The following is a 20,812-nucleotide window of genomic DNA, read 5'->3' as shown; positions in this document are numbered from 1 at the left end:
GTATAATCCCACGGGTCGCGACACTCACTGCGAACGAAATCGATGATCCTCGCCCAACTCGCCCTCATGCTTCTCGTCATTCTGGTGGCGGCGGAGATTTTCACCAACGCTCTCGAGCATCTGGGCGAACGGCTGCGCATCTCCGAGGGTGTGACCGGCTCGGTGTTCGCCGCGGTGGGAACGGCGCTGCCGGAAACCCTGGTGCCGTTGCTTGCCATCTTCGGCGGCACCACGAACCAGCGTGTCAACGAAGAAATCGGCGTAGGCGCCATCCTGGGGGCGCCCCTTATGTTGTCCACCCTGTCGCTCTTCTTGATGAGTGTGGCGGTGCTTGCTCGTCGCGGCCCGCAGGGTCACTTCACGCCGGAGCGTACGGGGCTCGAACGGGATCTGGACTTCTTTCTACTGGCCTTCGGGCTTGCCGCAGTGGCACTATTCGTGCCGCACGAACTCCCCGCCGTGCGGGTGGGGTTGGCCGCGGCGATGGTGACCATTTATTTCGTCTATCTCATGCTGACTTTCCGTGCCTCGGCGCGGCTGGTGGAGGAGGGGCATGGGACCGAGGCCCATAAAAGGATGTTTCTTGCCCGCTTCGGCCTGCCAGAGACGCTGCCCATCATCCTGCTGCAACTGGCCCTCGGACTCGGCCTTCTGATCGGCGGCGCCAAAGGCTTCATCCACGGCGTGGAGGAAGCATCGCGTGTGATGGGAATCTCGCCTCTCCTGCTTTCGCTCATGATCGTGCCCATCGCCACGGAACTGCCGGAGAAGGTAAACAGCATCCTCTGGATCCGCCGCCACAAGGACACCCTCGCCTTCGGCAACATCACCGGTGCCATGGTGTTCCAGGGCACGCTGCTGCCCGCCATCGGCATCACGCTCACACCCTGGGCGCCGGAACGCGCCGTGCTCTCGGGGGTGGTGATCACCTTCGTGGCCGCGCTCTGGATGAGGATTTTGCTTCAGCGCGGCCGGCTGCGCCTTTGGCACCTGTGGGTGAACGGTGCGCTCTACATCATCTACCTGGGCCTTGCGTTGGCCTAACTCTTCTCCTTACCGGACACACCATAAAAAAGCCCGGGCGTAACCCGGGCTTGAGCACTTGACTTGACTTTATCGAATGGATTAGTGGGCGCTGGCAGCTGCGGCACCAACACCGGTTTCAGAACGAATTTCCTGATACGGGTAAAGCGCACGTTCCTTGGCAGCCTGTTCGCTGTTGTCCAGGATGGAGAACAGCCAGATACCGACGAAGCCGATGGTCATGGAGAAGAGCGCTGGCGAAGTATAGGGGAACAAAGCTGAACCCTTCGGATTGCCCAGGACGGCTTCCCAGATGGACGGGGAAACGACGGTCAGCACAACCGAGGAGATCAGCCCTAGAAAGCCGCCAATCACGGCACCGCGGGTCGTGCAGTCCTTCCACAGCCCGGACATGAAGAGGACCGGGAAGTTGGCTGAGGCAGCGACGGCGAAAGCCAGAGAGACCATGAAGGCGATGTTCTGCTTCTCGAAGGCGATCCCGAGAACCACCGCGATGATACCGAGAACGACAGTGGTGATACGGGAAACGCGCAGTTCGGTTGCGGAGTCGACCTTGCCTTCTTTGAACACGGTCGCGTACAGGTCGTGCGAGACAGCTGAAGCACCGGAGAGGGTCAGACCGGCAACCACGGCCAGAATGGTGGCGAAGGCAACTGCGGAGATGAAGCCGAGGAAGACATTGCCGCCGACAGCGTTGGCCAAATGGATAGCCGCCATGTTGCCGCCACCTTTCAGCGCGCCCTTGGCGTCGAGGAAAGTCGGGTCGGACAGCACGAAGGCGATGGCGCCAAAACCGATGATGAAGGTCAGGATGTAGAAGTAACCGATCCAGGTGGTTGCCCAGAACACGGACTTGCGAGCTTCCTTGGCGGACGGCACGGTGAAGAAGCGCATCAGGATGTGCGGCAGACCGGCAGTACCGAACATCAGGGCCATGCCGAAGGAGATGGCGGAGATCGGATCCTTCACGAAGTTACCCGGCCCCATGATCGATAAGCCCTTGGCCTGCGCAGCAGCGGCCACGGATTCCGCTGTGGCGTTCGGGTTGGTTTTCAGGGCCTCGGCGAGCAGTTCCTTGGCCGCCAGTTGGGTCTTGATTTCGACCGCCTTGGCAAACATCGCTTCCGGGCTAAAACCGAACTTGACGAGCACCATGAAAGCCATGAAGGAGGCGCCAGCGAGCAAGAGACAAGCCTTGATGATTTGCACCCAAGTGGTCGCGGTCATACCGCCGAAGAGCACATAAACCATCATCAGCACGCCGACGATGACCACCGCCATCCAGTATTCCAGACCGAAGAGCAGCTTGATCAACTGACCGGCGCCGACCATCTGGGCGATCAGATAGAAGGCGACGACGACCAGCGTGCCGGTCGCAGCGAAGGCACGGATCGGGGTCTGCTTGAAGCGGTAACCGGCGACGTCGGCGAAAGTGAACTTGCCGAGGTTACGCAGGCGCTCCGCCATCAGAAAGGTGATGATCGGCCAGCCGACGAGAAAACCGATCGAGTAGATCAGGCCATCGTAGCCATTGGCCATCACGGCGGCGGAAATACCGAGGAAGGAAGCAGCCGACATGTAGTCACCGGCGATGGCCAGACCGTTCTGGAAACCGGTGATACCCCCGCCGGCAGTGTAGAAATCGGCTGCAGACTTCGTCTTTTCGGCGGCCCACTTGGTGATGTACAACGTGGCGGCGACGAAGATGCCGAACATGATGATGGCCGTCCAGTTGGTGGCCTGCTTTTCAGCCTGACCGAGATCGGCACCGGCGGCATACGCAGCGCCGGCAGCCAACAGGGCAATGAGGCCAGCCAGTTGCTTAAAGGTCTTTGCCATTATTTTGCCTCCCGAATGATTTCTTCCTTGAGCGCGTCGAACTCGGTGTTGGCGCGACGGACATAGAGACCGGTGATGATGATCGTAAACAGGATCACGCCAATGCCGATGGGAATGCCCACGGTAGTGACTCCGCCAGGCCGCAGAGGAGTAGCCAGGAAGGCCTTGTTGAAGGCTACCAAGGCTATGAAGCCGTAATAGACAATCAGCACCAGGATCGTCAAGATCCAGCTGTATCTATTACGAGTGCTCACTAGTTGCTGGTATTTCGGATTGGCCCGAATTTTCTCGTAAACGTCGTCATGCATCGATTTGCTCCTCAGACTTTGGTTGCAAGAGATATTGCTGCAGAGCGCAATGTAGGAATTACAACTTAAACAAAACTTACAGCATGGCTGATGAGGCGCAATGTCGCTTTCCAGTAAGCATCAGGCGATTTGTCCATCTCAACCTCCTTTGTGGTTACCAGAAAAAAAGCCATCGCCAGGGGAGACCCCTTGACGATGGCTTATAGCGTAATGATCAATGCTTACGCGAAACTTACATCCGTTCGATCATCGCTTGCCCAAAGCCGGAGCAGGAGACCTCTTTCGCCCCTTCCATCAGGCGGGCAAAGTCGTAGGTGACGATCTTGTCGTTGATCGTCCGCTCCATCGCGGCGATGATGAGGTCGGCCGCCTCTTTCCAGCCGAAGAAACGAAGCATCATCTCGGCCGAAAGGATGAGCGACCCGGGGTTCACCTTATCGAGCCCCGCATATTTCGGCGCGGTCCCGTGGGTCGCCTCAAAGACCGCGTAGTGGTCGCCGATGTTCGCCCCCGGGGCAATCCCGATCCCGCCCACTTGGGCAGCAAGCGCGTCGGAGATGTAGTCGCCGTTGAGGTTCAGCGTTGCGATCACGTCGTATTCGGCAGGACGAAGCAGAATCTGCTGCAGGAAGGCGTCGGCGATCGAATCCTTGATGACGATCTCCCGGCCCGTTTTCGGGTTGGTGAAACGGCACCACGGGCCGCCGTCGATCGGCTGGGCGCCAAACTCCTCTTTCGCCACCTGGTAACCGACGTCACGGAAGAGCCCTTCGGTGAATTTCATGATGTTGCCTTTGTGCACGAGCGTCACCGATTTGCGGTCGTTGTCGATCGCATACTGGATCGCGGCGCGCACGAGCCGGCTCGTCCCTTCGATCGAGACCGGTTTGATCCCGATCCCGGAGCTCTCGGGGAAGCGGATCTTCTTCACCCCCATCTCTTCCTGCAGGAATTTGATGACCTTCTGCGCTCCTTCCGATTTCGCGGGCCACTCGATCCCGGCGTAGATGTCTTCGGTATTCTCGCGGAAGATCACCATATCGACCAGTTCCGGGTGCTTGAGGGGTGAAGGGACCCCATTGAAATAGCGCACGGGCCGGACACACTGGTAGAGGTCCATCTCCTGCCGCAGCGCCACGTTGAGCGACCGGATTCCCCCGCCCACCGGGGTGGTCATCGGCCCTTTGATCGAGACGGCGAACTCTTTGAGCGCCGCGAGCGTTTCATCGGGCAGCCACTGATCGGGGCCATAGACGCGCGTCGCCTTCTCGCCGGCATAGACCTCCATCCAGTGGATCTTGCGCTTGCCGCCGTAGGCTTTCGCGACGGCGGCATCGACCACCGCCCGCATCACTGGGGTGATGTCGACCCCGATGCCATCCCCTTCGATGAAGGGGACGATCGGCTGGTCGGGGATCGGTTGCCCCATCACGATCTTCTGCCCACCGGCAGGAATTTGGATTTTCTCGTAGCTCATCAGGTTCACTCCCTTGTGTTTGGAGCCTTTATTATCCGTCAACCCGGTTGCTTCCGCTATACTCACCGAATAAATAAACGTTGAGGGAGATACTGATGGATCATCCCATCCCGGATGAGAAAGAGGCGATTGCCCAAGCGATGGCGCGGACGATGATCGAAGGGTTCGACCGCCACTACCGGATCTTTCGCGCCGCAAGCGCCCGCGCCAAAGAGCTCTTTGAAGCGGGCGACTGGCAAAAACAGCTGGAGCTGGTGCGCGACCGCGTCGGATTCTACGACCAGCGCGTCGCCGAGACCGTTGAGCGGTTGCGCGCCCACTTCCCGATCACGACGCTCGACGACGCCACCTGGCGCGCGGTGAAGCTCTTCTACATCGACCACCTGATCGACCACAAGCAGCCGGAACTGGCGGAGACCTTTTTCAACTCGGTCACCACCAAAATCCTCGACCGCAGCTACTTCAACAACCAGTATATCTTTGCCCGGCCGGCGATCTCGACCGAATACATCGAGTCGTTCCCGCCGGTCTATACCAGCTACTACCCCAAAGAGGGGGGGTTACGCGCCACCATTCGCCGCATCATCGAGGATTTCGACTGGGAACGCCCCTTTGACGACCTCGACCGCGACATCGGGTACATCTGCCGCGCCCTTGAGGAGCATCTCGGGGGGAAATGGCCGAAGATGGAGGTCAATGCCCAGATTCAGGTGCTCTACTCTCCCTTCTATCGCAACAAGACGGCGTACATCATTGGCAAAGGGATCAACGGCCACGACGAGATCCCCTTCTGTCTCGCGGTTCGCCACGGCGCAAATGGGAAACTGGTGATCGACACCGCCATTTTTGAGGCGTGGCGCATTTCTGTCCTCTTTTCGCTGTCGCGCGCCTACTTCCTCGTCGATATGGAGGTCCCTTCCGGTTACGTCCAGTTCCTCCGCTCGATCATGCCCAACAAACCCCGCTCCGAGCTCTACACGATGTTGGGGCTGGGTAAGCAAGGCAAGACGATGTTCTACCGCGACCTGATGGCCCACTTGCGCCATTCGAACGACCAGTTCATCATCGCGCCTGGAATCAAGGGGATGGTAATGCTGGTTTTTACCCTCCCGTCGTTTCCCTACGTCTTCAAGGTGATCAAAGACCGTTTCGGCAGTTCGAAAAACATCGACCACGCGACGGTCCGGCGCAAGTACCATATGGTGAAACAGGTCGACCGGGTTGGCCGCATGGCCGATACGCTCGAGTTCTCTCACGTCGCGCTTCCCCTCGCCCGCTTCTCGCCAGAGCTCCTTGCCGAACTGAAGCGTGAGGCGCCAAGTCTCATCGAGGAGATCAACGAGCAGCTGGTGATCAAACACCTCTACATCGAGCGGCGGATGACCCCCCTCAACCTCTACCTGGAGACGGCCACCCCGGAAGAGGCCGAAGCGGCGATCATCGAATACGGGAACGCCATCCGGGAGCTCGCGATCGCCAACATCTTCCCCGGCGATATGTTGTGGAAGAACTTCGGCGTCACCCGTTACGGGCGGGTTGTCTTCTACGACTACGACGAGATCGAATACATGACCGATATGAACTTTCGCGCGATCCCCCCAGCCCCCTATCCCGAGATGGAGATGGGCGACGAACCGTGGTACTCCGCCGGGCCGCTCGACGTCTTTCCCGAAGAGTTCGCCACCTTCCTGCTGGGGGACCCCAAAATCCGTCAGATCTTTCTCAAGCACCACCGCGACCTCTTGACGCCGCAGTTCTGGCAACAGGCGCAGGAGCGGATCCGGCGAGGCGTGGTCGAAGATTTCTTCCCTTATGGCGAAGAGATCCGTTTCTGCAACCGTTTCCCCTCTTCCCCTCAAGGAGCAACGCCATGAACAGAAGCACTCGACTCCATCCGGGCGCTTTTGCCCTTTTCGCCTCTGCCCTTCTTGCCGGGTGTGTGACGACGAACCCGTATGGGGGCGAGCACGCCAACACCGCCAAAGGGGCAACCGCCGGTGCGGCAGCGGGGGCCGTACTCGGCAATGTCGTCGCGGGCAAAGGGGATCGCACCAAAGGGGCGCTGATTGGCGCCGCGATTGGCGCAGTGGTGGGCGGCGCGATTGGCCACCAGATGGACCAGCAGGAGGCGCAACTGCGGCAGCAGCTCGCCAATAGTGGCGTGGAGATCCAACGGCAAGGGGATACGATCCGCCTTCAGGCACCCGAGGCGATCACCTTTGCGACGGGCAGCGCCCAACTGCAACCGCGCTTCATGCAGGTGCTCGATCAGCTCGCGCAGAGCGTTCGGCAGTATCCCAATACGCTGATTCGCATCGAAGGGCACGCCGATGCGACGGGGAACGCCCAGTTCAACCAGACGCTTTCCGAGAACCGGGCACATGCGGTAGCGAGTTACCTGATGCAGCACGGGGTCGATCCCAAACGGATCGAAGCGGTCGGTTTCGGAAGCACCCGTCCGATTGCGAGCAACGCTACTGCTGAGGGTCGTGCCCAAAACCGCCGGGTTGAGATCTTGCTGATTCCGCTCGCGCAGTAACTGCGCGCGGCAAGCGCTACGCCACCCTGTGCTGGGCGCTTTGCAGGGGGGGGCGGTCAGCGTCAGCGGCTGACCGGCAGGAGGCTCGAGTCTCGCCGCTCTGTCTAGCCGCTTGCAGAAGCGGAAAACCCCCACGCGAGCGCAACCTGGTTGCGCCACAACCGCACCAGCTGCTTGAGGGTTTTCGGGAGCTTCAGCTGCTGCGGCTGTGGTTTATCGAGGTAGATCAAGCCGACGCTCGCCCCTTTGACCCGCAGGGGCAAGAGGAGGACGCTGCGGCCGCGGGGAAAGCGGTTGAACGGGGGCGGGAATTTCGCCGCAATCTTTGGGTCGGCGCGGTCGTCGATTTCGATGTCGACCCCCTGCGCCACGGCAAGGTGGAGGACACTCTTCCCTTCAGCCAGTGGAATCGCCCCCGTCTCTTGGAGTTCGCTCCACTCCGGGGCAATGCCCACCTCGGGAAGCAACGCCGAGGGGTAGCAGCGCAGGAGAAGAACCCGCTCGCACGCAAGCGCCTGCCACACCAGTTCGCACGCCAGGTAGAGAAGCGCCGCGCGCGGTTGCCCTTCGAGGAGCGTCTGCGCAAGATCCTCGAGACCAAGGATGAGACGTCGCGCCGCCTCTTCCGCATGGACCGGCGCGTGGGGATTTTGCGGCAAAGGGGCCGCTTCAGAGGATAAAGCGGCGGGGGCTGGGGTGGCACCGGCGACGCTCCCCGAGCTCCGCTTCTCCTCCGTTGCCCGCTGCGGCAGGGGTGCGTTTCCGAGCGCGACAAAAGGAGAACCTTGGCCGACGAGGACCCTCCACCATGCAACCGCCGCCTCTTCTGTCGCCTCGGAAACGCTCTGCCAAGTTGGGGGATCTATTCCTGTGAGGAAGGGAAACGCGGCGGTCACTTCGCCCTTGATTGCTGCAAGGTTCTTCCCCTCTTCGCTTGCAACCTGGGCAGCGCTCTGCGCCGCGCCACAGAGCCAGCGCAGCGCCTCCGGCGAGTTCCCGTCCCACTGCGCGGGCGGACGACCCGTGAGCGGTTCCATCGCACTCTGCACGCTGCTCGGCAACCCCCACATTTTCGCGACAAAAAGCCCAAACGCAGCAGCGCTGACGCCCAAGACCTCCTGTTCCGCTTTCGCTGCGGGTTTTCCAGCCGCAACCCAAGCGTCGATCTGGGCGGCCTCGTCGGGGAAGTAGTGACGGACCAGCAACGTCCCCAAGTGGCGCAGAAGGGTGCCCAAAAAGGCGGTTTCGCGTTTGACCCGGAAATGGGGGGCGATCGCTTCGGCGAAGAGGGCCCCCACCAGTGCCCGCGCCAACTCCTTGACGAGTGCCGGGTCGGTTTCGCCCAGGCGGGCAATCACCGCGCTCGCAAGGGCAAGATTGCGGACCGTCTCAAAGCCAAGGAGGAGGAGCGCACGCGACACCGTGCTCACCTCCGCCATTCCGCTCCTTCGGTAGGCTGCGCTATTCGCCAGGCGCAAAACTTTGGTCGCCAAAGCGACATCGCGCAAAACAACGTCGGCGAGCGCGTCGATTCGTGCCTGGTCCGAGTGGGTGAATTGCGTCACCAAGTCGACGCTGCGCGCGAGCGCCGGGAACTCCCCCTGCGCTTGCAAGCGGTTCCAGAGGAGTTCCAACGCGGAGGTTGACGGTGAGGGGGTATTCGCGGTCATCTTTCCATTCTACGCAAAAAAGGGGGGCAGATGCCCCCCTTTTTGCGTACAGGTCACGCGACGATCAGGCGGCGATGGTACTTGCCACCTCCGCAAATTCAGGGATCTGGTCGAAGTTCATATAGCGGTAGATCTGGGCCGCAGCGGCGTTCACCGGCTCCATCAACGCCATGTATTCGGCCACCGTGGGGATCCGCCCGAGGAGCGCACAAGCGGCGGCGAGTTCGGCTGAACCGAGATAGACGCGCGTGTCGAGCCCGAGACGGTTCGGGAAGTTGCGGGTCGACGTCGACATCGCGGTGCTTCCGCGGCGGATCTGCGCCTGGTTCCCCATGCAGAGCGAGCAACCCGGGATCTCGATCCGCGCACCGACGCGCCCCAGCACCCCATAGACCCCCTCTTCCCTGAGGATCATCTCGTCCATCTTGGTCGGCGGGGCGATCCAGAGCCGGGTGGGGATCTCCCCTTTCCCTTCGAGCACCTTCGCTGCGGCGCGGAAGTGGCCAATGTTGGTCATGCACGAGCCGATGAAGACTTCGTCAATCCGATCACCTGCAACCTCCGAGAGGAGTTTGACATCGTCCGGGTCGTTGGGGCAGGCGACGATCGGCTCGGTGATCTCGTTGAGATCGATCTCGATCACCGCCGCGTATTCGGCATCCTCGTCCCGTTCCAACAGGACCGGATTTTCGATCCACGCCTCCATCTTGTGGATGCGCCGCTCGAGCGTCCGTTTGTCTTCGTAGCCGTTCGCGATCATCCACTTGAGGAGCGTGATGTTGCTGCGCAAGTACTCGATGATCGGCTCTTTGTCGAGCTTGACGGTGCAGGCCGCTGCCGAGCGTTCGGCCGAAGCGTCGGTGAGTTCGAACGCCTGTTCCACTTTGAGATGAGGCAGCCCTTCGATTTCAAGAATCCGGCCGTTGAAGATGTTCTTTTTGCCCTTCTTCTCAACGGTGAGGAGCCCCTGTTTGATCGCATAGTAGGGAATGGCGTTCACCAGGTCGCGCAGGGTAATCCCGGGCTGCATCGTCCCTTTGAACTTCACCAAGACCGACTCGGGCATGTCGAGCGGCATCGAACCGGTCGCTGCCGCAAAGGCGACGAGCCCGGAACCGGCGGGGAAGGAGATGCCGATCGGGAAACGGGTGTGGGAGTCCCCCCCGGTGCCGACGGTGTCGGGGAGGAGCATCCGGTTCAACCACGAGTGGATCACCCCGTCACCCGGCCGCAAGCTCACCCCACCCCGCTCGGTGATGAATTTGGGGAGCTCCTTGTGCATCTTGACGTCGACGGGCTTCGGATAGGCCGCGGTGTGGCAGAACGACTGCATCACGAGGTCGGCGGTAAACCCCAAACAGGCAAGATCTTTGAGCTCGTCGCGCGTCATCGGGCCGGTGGTGTCTTGGGAACCCACCGTCGTCATGCGCGGTTCGCAGTAGGTCCCCGGGCGGATCCCTTTCCCTTCCGGCAAGCCGCAAGCGCGACCAACGATCTTCTGCGCGAGCGTATACCCCTTGCCGGTATCTTTCGGCTGCGGCGGCAACCGGAAGAGGGTGGAGGGGGGAAGCCCGAGCGCTTCGCGCGCCTTCGCCGTCAAGTTGCGGCCGATGATCAAGTTGATCCGTCCGCCCGCGCGCACTTCGTCAAGGAGCACCGGGCTTTTGAGCCGCGATTCGGCGATCAATTGACCATTCTTGTACGCTTTGACCGCTGCGGTGTCGTGATCGATCTCGAGTTCGATCTCGTCGCCCATCTCCATCTGGGTGACGTCGATCTCAATCGGCAACGCACCGGCATCCTCTTGGGTGTTGAAGAAGATCGGCGCGATCTTGCCGCCGAGACAGACCCCGCCGTAGCGCTTGTTGGGGACAAACGGGATATCCTTTCCGGTCCACCAGATCACCGAGTTGGTCGCCGATTTGCGCGACGAACCGGTACCCACCACATCGCCGACGTAGGCGACAGGATGCCCCTTGGCCTTCAGCGACTCGATGAGCTTGATCGGACCCCGCACGCCGGGCTCGTCCGGTTCGATTCCGGGGCGAGGGTTTTTGAGCATCGCAAGGGCGTGCAACGGGATGTCGGGACGCGACCAGGCGTCGGGCGCGGGCGAAAGATCGTCGGTGTTGGTCTCACCCGGCACTTTGAAGACGGTGATCGTCATCCGTTGCGGAACCGGTTCGCGGCTCGTGAACCACTCCCCTTCCGCCCAGGAGCGCAGCACTGCCTGCGCATTGGCGTTCCCCGCATCGGCAAGCGCTTTGACATCGTTGAAAGCGTCGAAAACGAGGAGCGTGTGTTTAAGCGCGTCCGCGGCAATTTTGCCCACGACCTCGTCTTGCAAGAGTTCCACGAGCGGCGCGACGTTGTACCCCCCCAACATCGTGCCGAGGAGTTCCGTTGCCCGCTCCCGGGAGATCAGGGGGTTTTTCTCCTCCCCTTTTGCAACCCGGGCCAGGAACTCGGCCTTGACCTTCGCAGCATCATCCACCCCCGGCGGGACGCGATGGGTGAGGAGCTCCACGAGAAAATCCTCTTCTCCCGCAGGAGGATTACGGAGGAGTTCGATCAACGCAAGCGTCTGCTCCTTGGAAAGCGGCAGCGGCGGGATACCGAGCGCAGCGCGTTCGGCAGCATGGGCGCGATAGGCTTCTAACATAGCGATCTCCGGACTGGTGCACACGACAAATGTTATGTCTTATGTCTTTTATAAGACTAGAAGACTCGACAGAGCGATTCTACTCAAAACCCCAAAGGAGCGCAAGCCGTTCGGCCGCAACGGCAAAGAGGAAGCGGGAAGAGGGCTATCCCAAACGGGCAGCGAGTGCCGCGTCGACCACCGCTTGGGGCACCGCCGCGGTCACGACCGCGTCACCGATGTCGCGCAGCAGCACAAAGCGGATTTTGCCGCCGACCACCTTTTTGTCGCCTGCCATGAGGCGCCACACCTCGTCGGTTGCTAGAGCGGGACCTCTCACCGGAAGGCCGGCGCGCATCAGCACCGCTTCGATCCGGGCACAGGCGTTTTCGCTCAGCCACCCCAAGCGGAGCGACACCTCCGCGGCGATCATCATCCCGGCCGCGACCGCTTCGCCGTGGAGCCAGCTCTCGTACCCCGTCGCCGTTTCGATCGCATGGCCGAAGGTGTGGCCCAAGTTGAGCGTCGCGCGGATCCCCCGCTCGGTCTCGTCGGCTGCGACCACCTCCGCTTTGTTGCGGCAGCTGCGCTCGACTGCGATTGCGACACTTTCGGGATCGAGCGCCAACAGTGGCTCGATCCGATGCTCGAGCCACTCGAAGAAGGTCGCGTCGCGGATCAAGCCGTACTTGATCACCTCAGCAAGCCCCGCACGCAATTCGCGCGGCGGAAGGGTCTTGAGTGTTGCGGTATCGATCATGACGACCCGCGGCTGGTAGAAGGCGCCAATCAGGTTCTTGCCGCGCGGGTGGTTGATCGCCGTCTTTCCTCCGACCGAGGAGTCGACCTGCGCCAAGAGGGTGGTGGGCACCTGAATAAACGGCGCTCCGCGCTGCCAGCAGGCGGCGGCAAAGCCGGCCATATCACCGATCACCCCCCCGCCCAGCGCGATCACCGTTGTCTCGCGCTCGGCGCGCGCAGCGACGAGCGCGTCGAAGATGCGCTGCATCGTCTCCCAGTTTTTGTACCGCTCGCCGTCAGGAAGGATCACGGCGTCGACGGCAACGCCGTGGCAGGTGAGCGCACCCTTGAGCGTCTCGAGATAGAGCGGCGCCACGGTGGTATTGGAAACAATCAGGCAGTGGGGTTGAGGGAGATGGGGGAGCAGGAGCTCCCCGTGGGAGAGGATCCCCTCGGCAATCAGAATCGGGTAGGATCGGTCGCCCAGTTCAACAGTAACGGTTCGCATCAGCCACACTCCGCAACACAAGACCATACGCGGCCAATGCCGCCTCGACCTCTTGGACCACCGCCGCAAGCCGCCCCGAACTCGTTGGCACAATCAGATCGGCAACCTCGCGATACCAAGGATCCCGCTCAGCAAGGAGCGCCGCCAAGCGTGCCTTCGGGTCAGGGACCTGGAGGAGCGGCCTCGAGCGGTCGTGCTGCAGCCGCTCCCACAGCACCTCGAGCGGTGCTTCAAGATAGATGACAATCCCGCGCCGTTTGAACTTCTGGCGATTTTCCGCCCGCACGACCGCTCCGCCCCCCGTGGCGATGACGACGTCGTCGCGCATGAGCAGCTCGTCAAGGAGCTTCGACTCCCGCTCGCGAAAGCCTGCCTCACCCTCCACCTCGAAAATGAGCGGGATCGGTGCACCGGCGCGCTCCGCCAAGAGCTCGTCGGCATCGACAAAGGTCCAGCCCTGCCGCGCAGCGAGCGCTTTGCCCACCGTCGTCTTTCCCGCCCCCATCATGCCCACCAACACGATCGGTTCCACGCCGGCCCCACCGCACTGAAGAAACGCGGGAGTGTACCTCAGCGCAGGCGCAAATCGTCGCTCACGATCCGCGGGGTGAGAAAGATCATCAGTTCGGTGCGCTGCGCCTTGCGCGCCGTATTTTTGAAGAGATTGCCCATAACCGGAAGATCGCCGAAGAACGGCACTTTGTTTTCGTTGCGGTCCTCGCTCTCTTCAAACAATCCCCCCAACACCACGGTTCCGCCATTTTCGACGATCACGTCGGTCGTAACCTGTTTTTTCAGGATCGGCGGATTACCCTGGACCTGGCGAGTAAAATCGGCACGGTTCTTCTCCACCTGCACCGCCATCCGGACCCGTCCATCGGGTGTCAGCTGGGGCGTCACTTCGAGAATGAGCGCGGCCTCTTTGAACGAGACGGTCGCGGGTTGGGTCGTCGAAGAGGGGGTGACATAGGGAATCTCATCGCCGACGCTGATCCGCCCCTTGACGTTGTTCGCAGTCATGATCTTGGGGCTCGAAATGACGCGCCCCTCTCCCGAGACTTCGGCCAGATTGAGCTCAAGGTTGAGGAAGCGGGTGAGCGACTTGTTGAAGATCGAGACGGCAAAAGAGCCGTAGTTGGTATTGCTGACCGTCGCCCCAGGCTTGTTTGGCCAGTTGAAGGGCCCTACGGTAAAGAGCGCCCCACCCCCGAGGCTGCGAATGCGCGCGTCATCAACCCCTAAACGGGCACCGATTTCGCGGCCAAAGTTGGTCGTCGCCTCGACGATCCGCGCCTCGATCACCACCTGTTTCGGCGGCACGTCGATCTCCTTGAGGAGCGCCCGGACTGCAGCAAGGCGCTCTTCGACGTCGGTGACGAAGATCTTGTTGGTGCGCGCATCAAAAGTCGCCGAACCGCGCGGCGAGAGAAGAGTGTGCGACGAGCCGCCACCGCCCTGCCCGCCCCCCTGGCCACCGCCTGGTCCGCCACCGGACCCTGCGCCACCGCTCCCGGCGACCAACATCTTATGGACCTCAGCAGCAGAGTGGTAATTGACCTGAAACGACTCAGTGAGCAGCACCCCTTTTTCGATCTGCTCGTTGATCGCCAACAACCGCTCCTGTTCGCGCTTGGCGATCTCCTGAGTCGGAGCGACCCAGATGATGTTGCCGTTTTGCCGCTTGTCGAGCCCCTTGGCCTGAAGGATGATGTCCAACGCCTGATCCCACGGCACATCGACGAGGCGCAGGGTGATACTCCCCTGCACCGTGTCCGACGCGATGATATTAAAGCCGCTGAAATCGGCAAGTACCTGCAAAAGCGCTCGAATCTCGACGTTCTGAAAGTCGAGCGTCAACCGCTCGCCGCTGTATTTCGGTTTCAACGCCGCGGCAACCCCCTTCTCCTCCTCTTTCGGCGGCTCGGCAATCTCGAGGACAAAGGTGGTATCGGCCTGGTAGGCGGTGGGTTGCCACTCGCCCTTCCCTTCCACGGTCAGGTAGCCATCTTCGCCGCGCTGCTCGAGGCGAAAGAGGCGCACCGGGGTACCGAAATCGGCGACGTCGGAGCGGCGCTGAAGCGGCGCGGGCACCCGCACCCGGGGAAAGCGCACCACCAGCTGGTTACCGCTGCGGCTCAAATCGGGCGAAACGTTCTCCCCCGAGAGGGTCAGTTTGATCCGCCCCTCACCGCGCTCGCCGCGGCGAAAATCGACGTCACGCACCTCTGCGCTACCCGATGTTGGGGTCTCCTTGACCTTGTCGGCCGGCAGAACTGCGACCGTTTGCGCAACGGGGTCGACGGCCGCTGGCGCTTGCCGCTGCCAATCGACCCGCCACCCGGAAGCCGTTGGCGTAACTTCGTAGCGAACCGGCTCACTGAGTGTCAGCACCACACGAAGCCGTTTTCCCGACTCGACGAGATAGACACGGTCAAGCCCCCCTCGGGCGAACTTCTGCTCGGAGCGCCCCAACTGGTTCTTTGCGTCGACGAAATCGAGGATCGTCCGCGCCGGCGCCCCCATCTGGAAGTGGGCCGGTGCAGACGGGGGTTCGTCAAAGGAGAGGAGCAGACTCGCGCGCCCATCCCCCCCCTCGACGAGTTCGATTCCCGTGAGCGCAGCCGCGTGCGCAGCCGTCGCAAGCCAGATCGCCCCAATGATGAGCACTCCCTTGACACCCGTTCGCCCCATGCGATACTCCCTCACTCACCTTTTCCCTGGCTGACCAGTTCCCGCTTCCGCTCTTGCCACCGCTCCTCGTCGTCGCGGACCAACTCGGTCACCACGACGCGCCACACCCTCTCCCCTCTCTTCTCACTCGGCGTGATTGCGGTGATCCGTCCGAAATCGCGTCCGAGATAGTTCCCCACCGTCACACGGTAGAGGCGGCCGTCGGGTGCGACGATCAACGCCCACCGCGCCCCCTGCCGCTCGATCACCCCCCGGAGGATCAGATCCTCAAACGCAAACGCCTCGAGCGGCTCGCGCTCACGGCTAAGGTCGGGCCCGGGGAGCCCGGGGTGATCCGCTCCTTTCGCCGGCGGGGGAGGCGCCGGGTGGAAACGCTCCAACGCAAAGGGGTCGGTAAGCTCATACGCCGCGTACGCCAACGGAACGACTGTCCGCACCTCGGGGAGGGGCTTCACCCGCCCTTTGAGTGGCCTTGCAGCTTCCGTCATCCATTCCGCCAAGTCGGCGGTCCCTTCCGGCGGTACCGTCATCTCACAGCCGGCAACCGCCAAGGAAAAAAGGAGGAGCGGCACGCGCCGCACAACCAGCCGCCCACTCATCGCCGCCTCCCTTGCGCGCTCTGCCCCTGTGGCGCTGCTGCCGCCCGCTCCTCGGCTTCGAGATAGCGGTAGGCAAAGAGGGTCGCATCGAGCCGAAGGAGCGGCGCACCCGGCTCACCCCCCGTCGCGGGCGCGAGTTTGAAGTCGGCAAAGGAGACGACCCGCGGCATCGACGAGACGTCGCTGAGAAAACCGGCGATCGCATGGTAGGAGCCGGTGAGGCGAATGGTCACCGGCAGTTCAGCGTAGAACTCCTTTGTCACCTCCCCCCCGGGACGAAAGAGCTCGAACTGCAACCCCCGCTGCAATCCGTAGCGGTGGGCTTCTTGTAAGAGCCCGTCGACTTCGGCTTTGCTCGGCAGGCGCTTCAAGAGCGCCCCGAACTGCTTTTCCGCCTCAGTCACCTGCGCCCGAAGGAGCGGAAGATTCACCGCCTGGCGCTTTTTCGCCAGCCACTGCTCTTTGAGCTGCGGCTCTTTCGCCACTGCCGCCTCGATCGCAGCAACCTGGTCGCTCCACAACAGATACCACGCGAGAAAGAGGGCAAGGAGGAAGACCACCGCAAGCACCGTCGCCTGCGGCAGCAGCGGCCACCGCCCCGGGTCGTTGGGGTCGAGGTTGCGAAACTGCAACGCCCACTCGATCAACCGCTCCTTCATCGCGCCCCTCCTCCCTGTGGCGGCGCGACGATCCGCGCTTCGATCGCAGGCCGCTCGATCGCAAACGCCAGCGAAAACTTCACGCCGTTCTGCCCGGAAACTTGGGTGGCCTGCGTTTCGATGAGGCGGACCGCATCAAAGTAAGGCGAGCGATCGATCTGACGCATCAGCTCCGAGACGATCCCGTTGGAACGGGCCACCCCTTGGAGTGTGACGGCGGCATCTTTGCGCTCGAGCGCCGTGAGCGCCACCCCTTCGGGCAAAAGGCGGGGGAGTTCGTCGGTCACGACGATCGGCTCGACGCGGCGCAACTGCAGCGCCTCGATCACCTCCTTGCGCGCGAGGATCCCGGCAACCAGCGACTCCAACGAGCGGATTTCGCCGAGTTCGCGGTCGAGCTGTGCAATCGCCTGCTCGAGAAAGCGGTTGCGCTCGTTCTGCCGCTCGAGGAGCCGATCGAGCCACCACCAGCCGGCACCGGCAACAAGTGCCGCCGCGATGAGCACCCCCCCGAACGCAGCGGTGAAGGTCTGTCGCCGCCGCTCCCGCAGCGCCTCGCGCCACGGCAAAAGGTCGATATCGATCGAGTTCATCCCACTACCCGCCAAGCCAAACCGGTAGCGAGGGCGAAGCGCGGCGCCTGCGCCTGCCACGCGCCCACCCCCTTGACCCCTTGCCACGGTTGCAACAACGCGACAGGGGGAGTCACCATGCTCTGCACCGCGGCAACCACCCCGGGCAACACCGCGCCACCCCCAGCGAGGAGGATGCGGTTAAGGGGCAGCGCCCCTTCGACCGCATGGAAGTAGAATTTCAGGAGATTGGCGATCTCGATGCTCATCTTCGCAAGAAACGGCTGCAACACCTCGCGCTTGAGCGTCTCATCCCAGTTTCCTTCCGCAAGGAGGGTCTCTGCGGCACTACTCGACTGCAGATGACGCGCCAATTCGCGGCGCAACCGGGCAGCTTCAAAGGGTTGGGCCCGCTCGAACCGTTTCTCCCCGTTCTCCCAGACAGCCAGCTCAATCGCCTCTTCGCCGAGATCGACCAGCGCGACGACGCCGTCCAAAAGGCCAGCACGCACCGCCGCACGCCGGAGCGCCAAACTCGCTACATCCAAGTGGATCAGCGTCACCCCCGCCTCTTCGGCGAGTAGCTGCAGCGCCTCCACCCGTTCCTGCCGCGCGGCGACGATCATCGTCCGTTCATTCTCCGGGATACTCCCGGGGCCATAACGCCGCCAATCGACCCGTAACTCCTCGACGGGGATCGGGGTCATCCGCGCGAGTTCCGCAAGGACCATCTCCTCCTCTTCGCTCTCCGAGAGCCCCCGCGGGAGGTCCACTGCGCGCTGGATCACCGCAGAATCGGGCAACGCCATCACGATGCGATCCACCTGGAGCTTTTCGCAGAGGGTTGCCAGCGCCCAAGCAAGCGCTTGACTATTCCGCACGCCGGCAGGGTCGTACCACCCCTTTTCACAGGGTTCGACCGCAACCCCCGTCAGCGTGACCGCCCCCAGCCGGCGCGTGAGGCGCACCCCTTTGATCGCCGAAGGGCCGAGATCGACCCCTGCGCCCTCCTGATGGGCGCCTCTGAACCCCCCCCCTTGCGAATGGCCATCTCATCCCGTGCCCCGTGGAAATCGCCTGATTCTCCCTATCGCAGCTATAATCGTCGAATTGTTACCTGCTGTCAAGAGAATCGATGCGCCGCCTCCTCCAATGGTCCGCCGTGCTCCTTGCGGTGACGCTTGCCCCGGTTGCCGTGCTGGCCACGGTCATCCTCTTTGCCTGGCAGGAGCTCCCCGATGTCGCACAACTCACCGACTACCGGCCTAAAATGCCGCTACGCATCTACGCCCAGAACGGCGAAAAGATTGCCGAATTTGGTGAGGAGCGGCGGATTGTCGTCGATCTCTCCGCAGTGCCGGAGCACCTCAAAAAGGCGATTTTGGCCGCAGAAGACGAACACTTCTACGCCCACCCCGGGGTCGATCCGCTCGGCATCGCGCGCGCCGCGATCGCCAACCTCCTTTCGGGCGCCAAAGCGCAAGGGGGCTCGACGATCACGATGCAGGTCGCACGCAACTTCTATCTTTCGCGAGAAAAGAGCTACTGGCGCAAATTCTACGAGATGCTTCTCGCAATCAAACTCGACCGGGAGCTGACCAAAGATCAGATTCTGACCCTCTACATGAACCAGATCTACCTCGGGCAACGCGCCTACGGCTTTGCCGCTGCAGCGCAAACCTATTTCGGCAAACCGATCCAGGGGTTGACGCTTGCTGAAAGCGCGTTGCTTGCGGGACTCCCCAAAGCGCCGTCGCAACTCAACCCCTACCGCAACCCGGAAGGGGCGCTCGCGCGGCGGGAATATGTGCTGCGCCGCATGAAGGAGGCCGGTTTCATCGACGGGGAGCAGTACGAGCGGGCGCTGGCCGAACCGCTGGTGCTCGCAAACAGCCGCTCTTCGCCCACTGACCTGGTCGGCGGGCGAATTCCGTGGGGAGGACACGTCGCCGAGCTCGTCCGTCAGTTCGTCATCGAGCGCTTTGGAAGTGAGGCGGCAACGAGCGCGGGCCTGCAGGTCTACACCACGATCGACCCCCACTGGCAGCGGGAGGCGGAGGCTGCGGTGCGGCGCGGGCTGATCGCTTACGACCGCCGCCACGGTTTCCGCGGCGCTGAAGGGGAGATCCCCGCTGAACTGCTCCGCCGTCAAGAGTTCGGAGCGATCGCCGAAGCGCTCGAGGCCTACCCCGACGCGCCAGAAGCGCTCACTGCCGTCGTCGTCGAGGTTGCGCCCAAGGCGGTCAAGGTCTGGCGCAACGGGCGGACGATCACCTTGGAAGGAGAGGGGCTCGCCCTCTGGCAGCCGGCGCTCTCCCCCCGCGCGCCGCAAGCGGTGCAGCTCCGTCCCGGTTCTGTCGTCCGGATTCGACAAAACGACAAGGGGCAATGGGAGGGGACGCAACTGCCGAACGCCCAAGCGGCGCTCGTCGCGCTCGATCCATCGAACGGTGCGGTTCGCTCACTCGTCGGCAGTTACGATTTTGAGAGCGCCAAATTCAACTACGCCACCCAAGGGCTCCGCCAACCCGGTTCGGCATTCAAACCCTTCATCTACTCTGCGGCCCTCGAGAAGGGGTGGATGCCGGGGAGCTGGATCGAAGATGAGCCGATCACCTTCGGACGCGAGGTCACCGGGAGCGCCGAGTGGTCGCCGAAAAACTACGATGACAAATACGAAGGGTGGATGCGGGTGCGCGACGCGCTCGCCCACTCGAAAAATCTCCCCGCGGTGCGCGTGCTGTATGACATCACGCCGCAATACGCCCAGCAGTGGATCACCCGCTTCGGGTTCGATCCGAAGCACCACCCCCCTTACCTCACGATGGTCTTGGGCGCGGGAGAGACGAGCCCCTGGACGCTCGCCCGCGCCTACGCGGTCTTCGCAAACGGCGGTTACCTGATCGAACCCTTTCTGATCGACGAGATCCGCGATGCGCAAGGGACGCTGCTGTGGAAAGCGCAACCGGTTGTTGCCGGCGACGAGCGGATCCGCGTGATCCCGGCGCGCAACGCTTGGCTGATCGACTCGATGCTCCACACCGTGGTCGAACGGGGGACGGGCGCTGCTGCCCGCCGCGAGCTCAAACGCAACGACCTTGCTGGCAAAACCGGCACCACCAACGACGCGGTCGATGCCTGGTTCGCCGGCTACCACCCGTCGCTCGTCGCAGTCAGCTGGCTGGGTTACCCCCAACCGAAGCCGCTGGGCAAAAAGGAGACTGGCGGTCGCGCCGCGCTGCCGATCTGGATCGACTTCATGAAGACGGCGCTAGCCGGTCTCCCCGAGAAGTTCCAGCCGATGCCCTCGGGGATTGCGACCGCGACGGTCGATGGTCGGCCAGAATACCACTATCTCGAGCTGCCACCGCCCGACCCCTATCCGCCGCGACCCAGCCTGCCTGAAGAGGGAGAGGCGGGAGAGGGCACCTCCCTGCCCACCTCCCCGGCAAGCGAGACGCCGGCGCGCACAACCCCCTCTTTTGCCCCGATCCTGGAGCGTTCGTTCCTCAACTAAGGATGAG

At 62.5% G+C, this 20,812-nt stretch carries 15 protein-coding genes and 1 pseudogene; 4 read left to right on the top strand and 12 right to left on the bottom strand.

Features of this window, described 5'->3' with window-relative positions:
* The first annotated feature begins 42 nt into the window (after window positions 1-42).
* Entirely contained in the window at window positions 43-1,044 is a 1,002-nt protein-coding gene (locus ACYQ6T_RS05760; RefSeq protein WP_459828711.1) for a sodium:calcium antiporter, read from the top strand.
* Window positions 1,045-1,125: 81 nt separating this feature from the next.
* Here the strand turns inward: ACYQ6T_RS05760 and ACYQ6T_RS05755 are convergent, their stop codons facing one another.
* The 3 genes from ACYQ6T_RS05755 to icd form a co-directional block, all read right to left on the bottom strand.
* A complete protein-coding gene (locus tag ACYQ6T_RS05755) occupies window positions 1,126-2,883 on the bottom strand; it encodes a cation acetate symporter (RefSeq protein WP_459828709.1) in 1,758 nt (585 codons plus the stop codon).
* Window positions 2,883-3,191, bottom strand: a complete 309-nt coding sequence (locus ACYQ6T_RS05750; RefSeq protein WP_459828707.1) for a DUF485 domain-containing protein — start codon at window positions 3,189-3,191, stop codon at window positions 2,883-2,885. The genes ACYQ6T_RS05755 and ACYQ6T_RS05750 overlap by 1 nt, the downstream gene beginning before the upstream one ends.
* Before the next feature lie 232 nt (window positions 3,192-3,423).
* Entirely contained in the window at window positions 3,424-4,668 is a 1,245-nt protein-coding gene (icd, locus tag ACYQ6T_RS05745; RefSeq protein WP_459828706.1) for an NADP-dependent isocitrate dehydrogenase, read from the bottom strand.
* Between the two features lie 95 nt (window positions 4,669-4,763).
* On the opposite strand from icd, the gene aceK reads away from it, so the two are divergent.
* Both aceK and ACYQ6T_RS05735 read left to right on the top strand, forming a co-directional pair.
* A complete protein-coding gene (aceK, locus tag ACYQ6T_RS05740; protein ID WP_459828704.1) occupies window positions 4,764-6,542 on the top strand; it encodes a bifunctional isocitrate dehydrogenase kinase/phosphatase in 1,779 nt (592 codons plus the stop codon).
* A complete protein-coding gene (locus ACYQ6T_RS05735; RefSeq protein ID WP_459828702.1) occupies window positions 6,539-7,207 on the top strand; it encodes a YiaD family glycine zipper/OmpA-like lipoprotein in 669 nt (222 codons plus the stop codon). The genes aceK and ACYQ6T_RS05735 overlap by 4 nt, the downstream gene beginning before the upstream one ends.
* Window positions 7,208-7,311: 104 nt before the next feature.
* Here ACYQ6T_RS05735 and ACYQ6T_RS05730 read toward each other — a convergent pair whose 3' ends face one another.
* The 9 genes and pseudogenes from ACYQ6T_RS05730 to pilM all read right to left on the bottom strand — a co-directional run.
* Entirely contained in the window at window positions 7,312-8,877 is a 1,566-nt protein-coding gene (locus ACYQ6T_RS05730; protein ID WP_459828700.1) for an HDOD domain-containing protein, read from the bottom strand.
* 64 nt (window positions 8,878-8,941) lie between these two features.
* A complete protein-coding gene (gene acnB / locus ACYQ6T_RS05725) occupies window positions 8,942-11,539 on the bottom strand; it encodes a bifunctional aconitate hydratase 2/2-methylisocitrate dehydratase (protein WP_459828698.1) in 2,598 nt (865 codons plus the stop codon).
* Window positions 11,540-11,684: 145 nt separating this feature from the next.
* Window positions 11,685-12,767 (bottom strand): 3-dehydroquinate synthase, encoded by a 1,083-nt coding sequence (gene aroB / locus ACYQ6T_RS05720; protein ID WP_459828696.1) that lies wholly within the window; start codon window positions 12,765-12,767, stop codon window positions 11,685-11,687.
* Window positions 12,748-13,299 (bottom strand): shikimate kinase, encoded by a 552-nt coding sequence (locus ACYQ6T_RS05715; RefSeq protein WP_459828694.1) that lies wholly within the window; start codon window positions 13,297-13,299, stop codon window positions 12,748-12,750. The genes aroB and ACYQ6T_RS05715 overlap by 20 nt, the downstream gene beginning before the upstream one ends.
* Before the next feature lie 38 nt (window positions 13,300-13,337).
* Entirely contained in the window at window positions 13,338-15,458 is a 2,121-nt protein-coding gene (locus ACYQ6T_RS05710) for a type IV pilus secretin PilQ (protein ID WP_459828693.1), read from the bottom strand.
* An 11-nt stretch (window positions 15,459-15,469) separates the two neighbouring features.
* Window positions 15,470-16,057 carry a pilus assembly protein PilP gene (locus ACYQ6T_RS05705; RefSeq protein WP_459828691.1) on the bottom strand — a complete coding sequence of 196 codons (588 nt, stop codon included), beginning with the start codon at window positions 16,055-16,057 and terminating at the stop codon, window positions 15,470-15,472.
* Window positions 16,054-16,716, bottom strand: coding sequence for a type IV pilus inner membrane component PilO (locus tag ACYQ6T_RS05700; RefSeq protein ID WP_459828688.1), 663 nt, complete (start codon window positions 16,714-16,716; stop codon window positions 16,054-16,056). Before ACYQ6T_RS05700 ends, ACYQ6T_RS05705 begins: the two co-directional genes overlap by 4 nt.
* Window positions 16,713-17,309, bottom strand: coding sequence for a PilN domain-containing protein (locus ACYQ6T_RS05695; protein WP_459828686.1), 597 nt, complete (start codon window positions 17,307-17,309; stop codon window positions 16,713-16,715). The genes ACYQ6T_RS05700 and ACYQ6T_RS05695 overlap by 4 nt, the downstream gene beginning before the upstream one ends.
* Window positions 17,306-18,283: pseudogene (pilM, locus tag ACYQ6T_RS05690) on the bottom strand (type IV pilus biogenesis protein PilM); the annotation flags it as partial. The gene ACYQ6T_RS05695 and the pseudogene pilM, both read right to left, overlap by 4 nt.
* 140 nt (window positions 18,284-18,423) lie before the next feature.
* On the opposite strand from pilM, the gene ACYQ6T_RS05685 reads away from it, so the two are divergent.
* Window positions 18,424-20,805 carry a penicillin-binding protein 1A gene (locus ACYQ6T_RS05685; protein WP_459828684.1) on the top strand — a complete coding sequence of 794 codons (2,382 nt, stop codon included), beginning with the start codon at window positions 18,424-18,426 and terminating at the stop codon, window positions 20,803-20,805.
* Window positions 20,806-20,812: the final 7 nt, after the last annotated feature.

Source organism: Hydrogenophilus islandicus, from assembly GCF_054657095.1.
Note: the sequence above shows the minus strand (reverse complement) of the source record. Positions and strands in the feature narration are given on the sequence as shown.

Excerpts from the sequence above, each read along its gene's own strand:
- ACYQ6T_RS05760 (WP_459828711.1), top strand. The coding sequence starts at position 43 with ATGATCCTCGCCCAACTCGCCCTCATGCTTCTCGTCATTCTGGTGGCG.
- ACYQ6T_RS05755 (WP_459828709.1), bottom strand. The coding sequence starts at position 2,883 with ATGGCAAAGACCTTTAAGCAACTGGCTGGCCTCATTGCCCTGTTGGCT.
- ACYQ6T_RS05750 (WP_459828707.1), bottom strand. The coding sequence starts at position 3,191 with ATGCATGACGACGTTTACGAGAAAATTCGGGCCAATCCGAAATACCAG.
- icd (WP_459828706.1), bottom strand. The coding sequence starts at position 4,668 with ATGAGCTACGAGAAAATCCAAATTCCTGCCGGTGGGCAGAAGATCGTG.
- aceK (WP_459828704.1), top strand. The coding sequence starts at position 4,764 with ATGGATCATCCCATCCCGGATGAGAAAGAGGCGATTGCCCAAGCGATG.
- ACYQ6T_RS05735 (WP_459828702.1), top strand. The coding sequence starts at position 6,539 with ATGAACAGAAGCACTCGACTCCATCCGGGCGCTTTTGCCCTTTTCGCC.
- ACYQ6T_RS05730 (WP_459828700.1), bottom strand. The coding sequence starts at position 8,877 with ATGACCGCGAATACCCCCTCACCGTCAACCTCCGCGTTGGAACTCCTC.
- acnB (WP_459828698.1), bottom strand. The coding sequence starts at position 11,539 with ATGTTAGAAGCCTATCGCGCCCATGCTGCCGAACGCGCTGCGCTCGGT.
- aroB (WP_459828696.1), bottom strand. The coding sequence starts at position 12,767 with ATGCGAACCGTTACTGTTGAACTGGGCGACCGATCCTACCCGATTCTG.
- ACYQ6T_RS05710 (WP_459828693.1), bottom strand. The coding sequence starts at position 15,458 with ATGGGGCGAACGGGTGTCAAGGGAGTGCTCATCATTGGGGCGATCTGG.
- ACYQ6T_RS05705 (WP_459828691.1), bottom strand. The coding sequence starts at position 16,057 with ATGAGTGGGCGGCTGGTTGTGCGGCGCGTGCCGCTCCTCCTTTTTTCC.
- ACYQ6T_RS05700 (WP_459828688.1), bottom strand. The coding sequence starts at position 16,716 with ATGAAGGAGCGGTTGATCGAGTGGGCGTTGCAGTTTCGCAACCTCGAC.
- ACYQ6T_RS05695 (WP_459828686.1), bottom strand. The coding sequence starts at position 17,309 with ATGAACTCGATCGATATCGACCTTTTGCCGTGGCGCGAGGCGCTGCGG.
- ACYQ6T_RS05685 (WP_459828684.1), top strand. The coding sequence starts at position 18,424 with ATGCGCCGCCTCCTCCAATGGTCCGCCGTGCTCCTTGCGGTGACGCTT.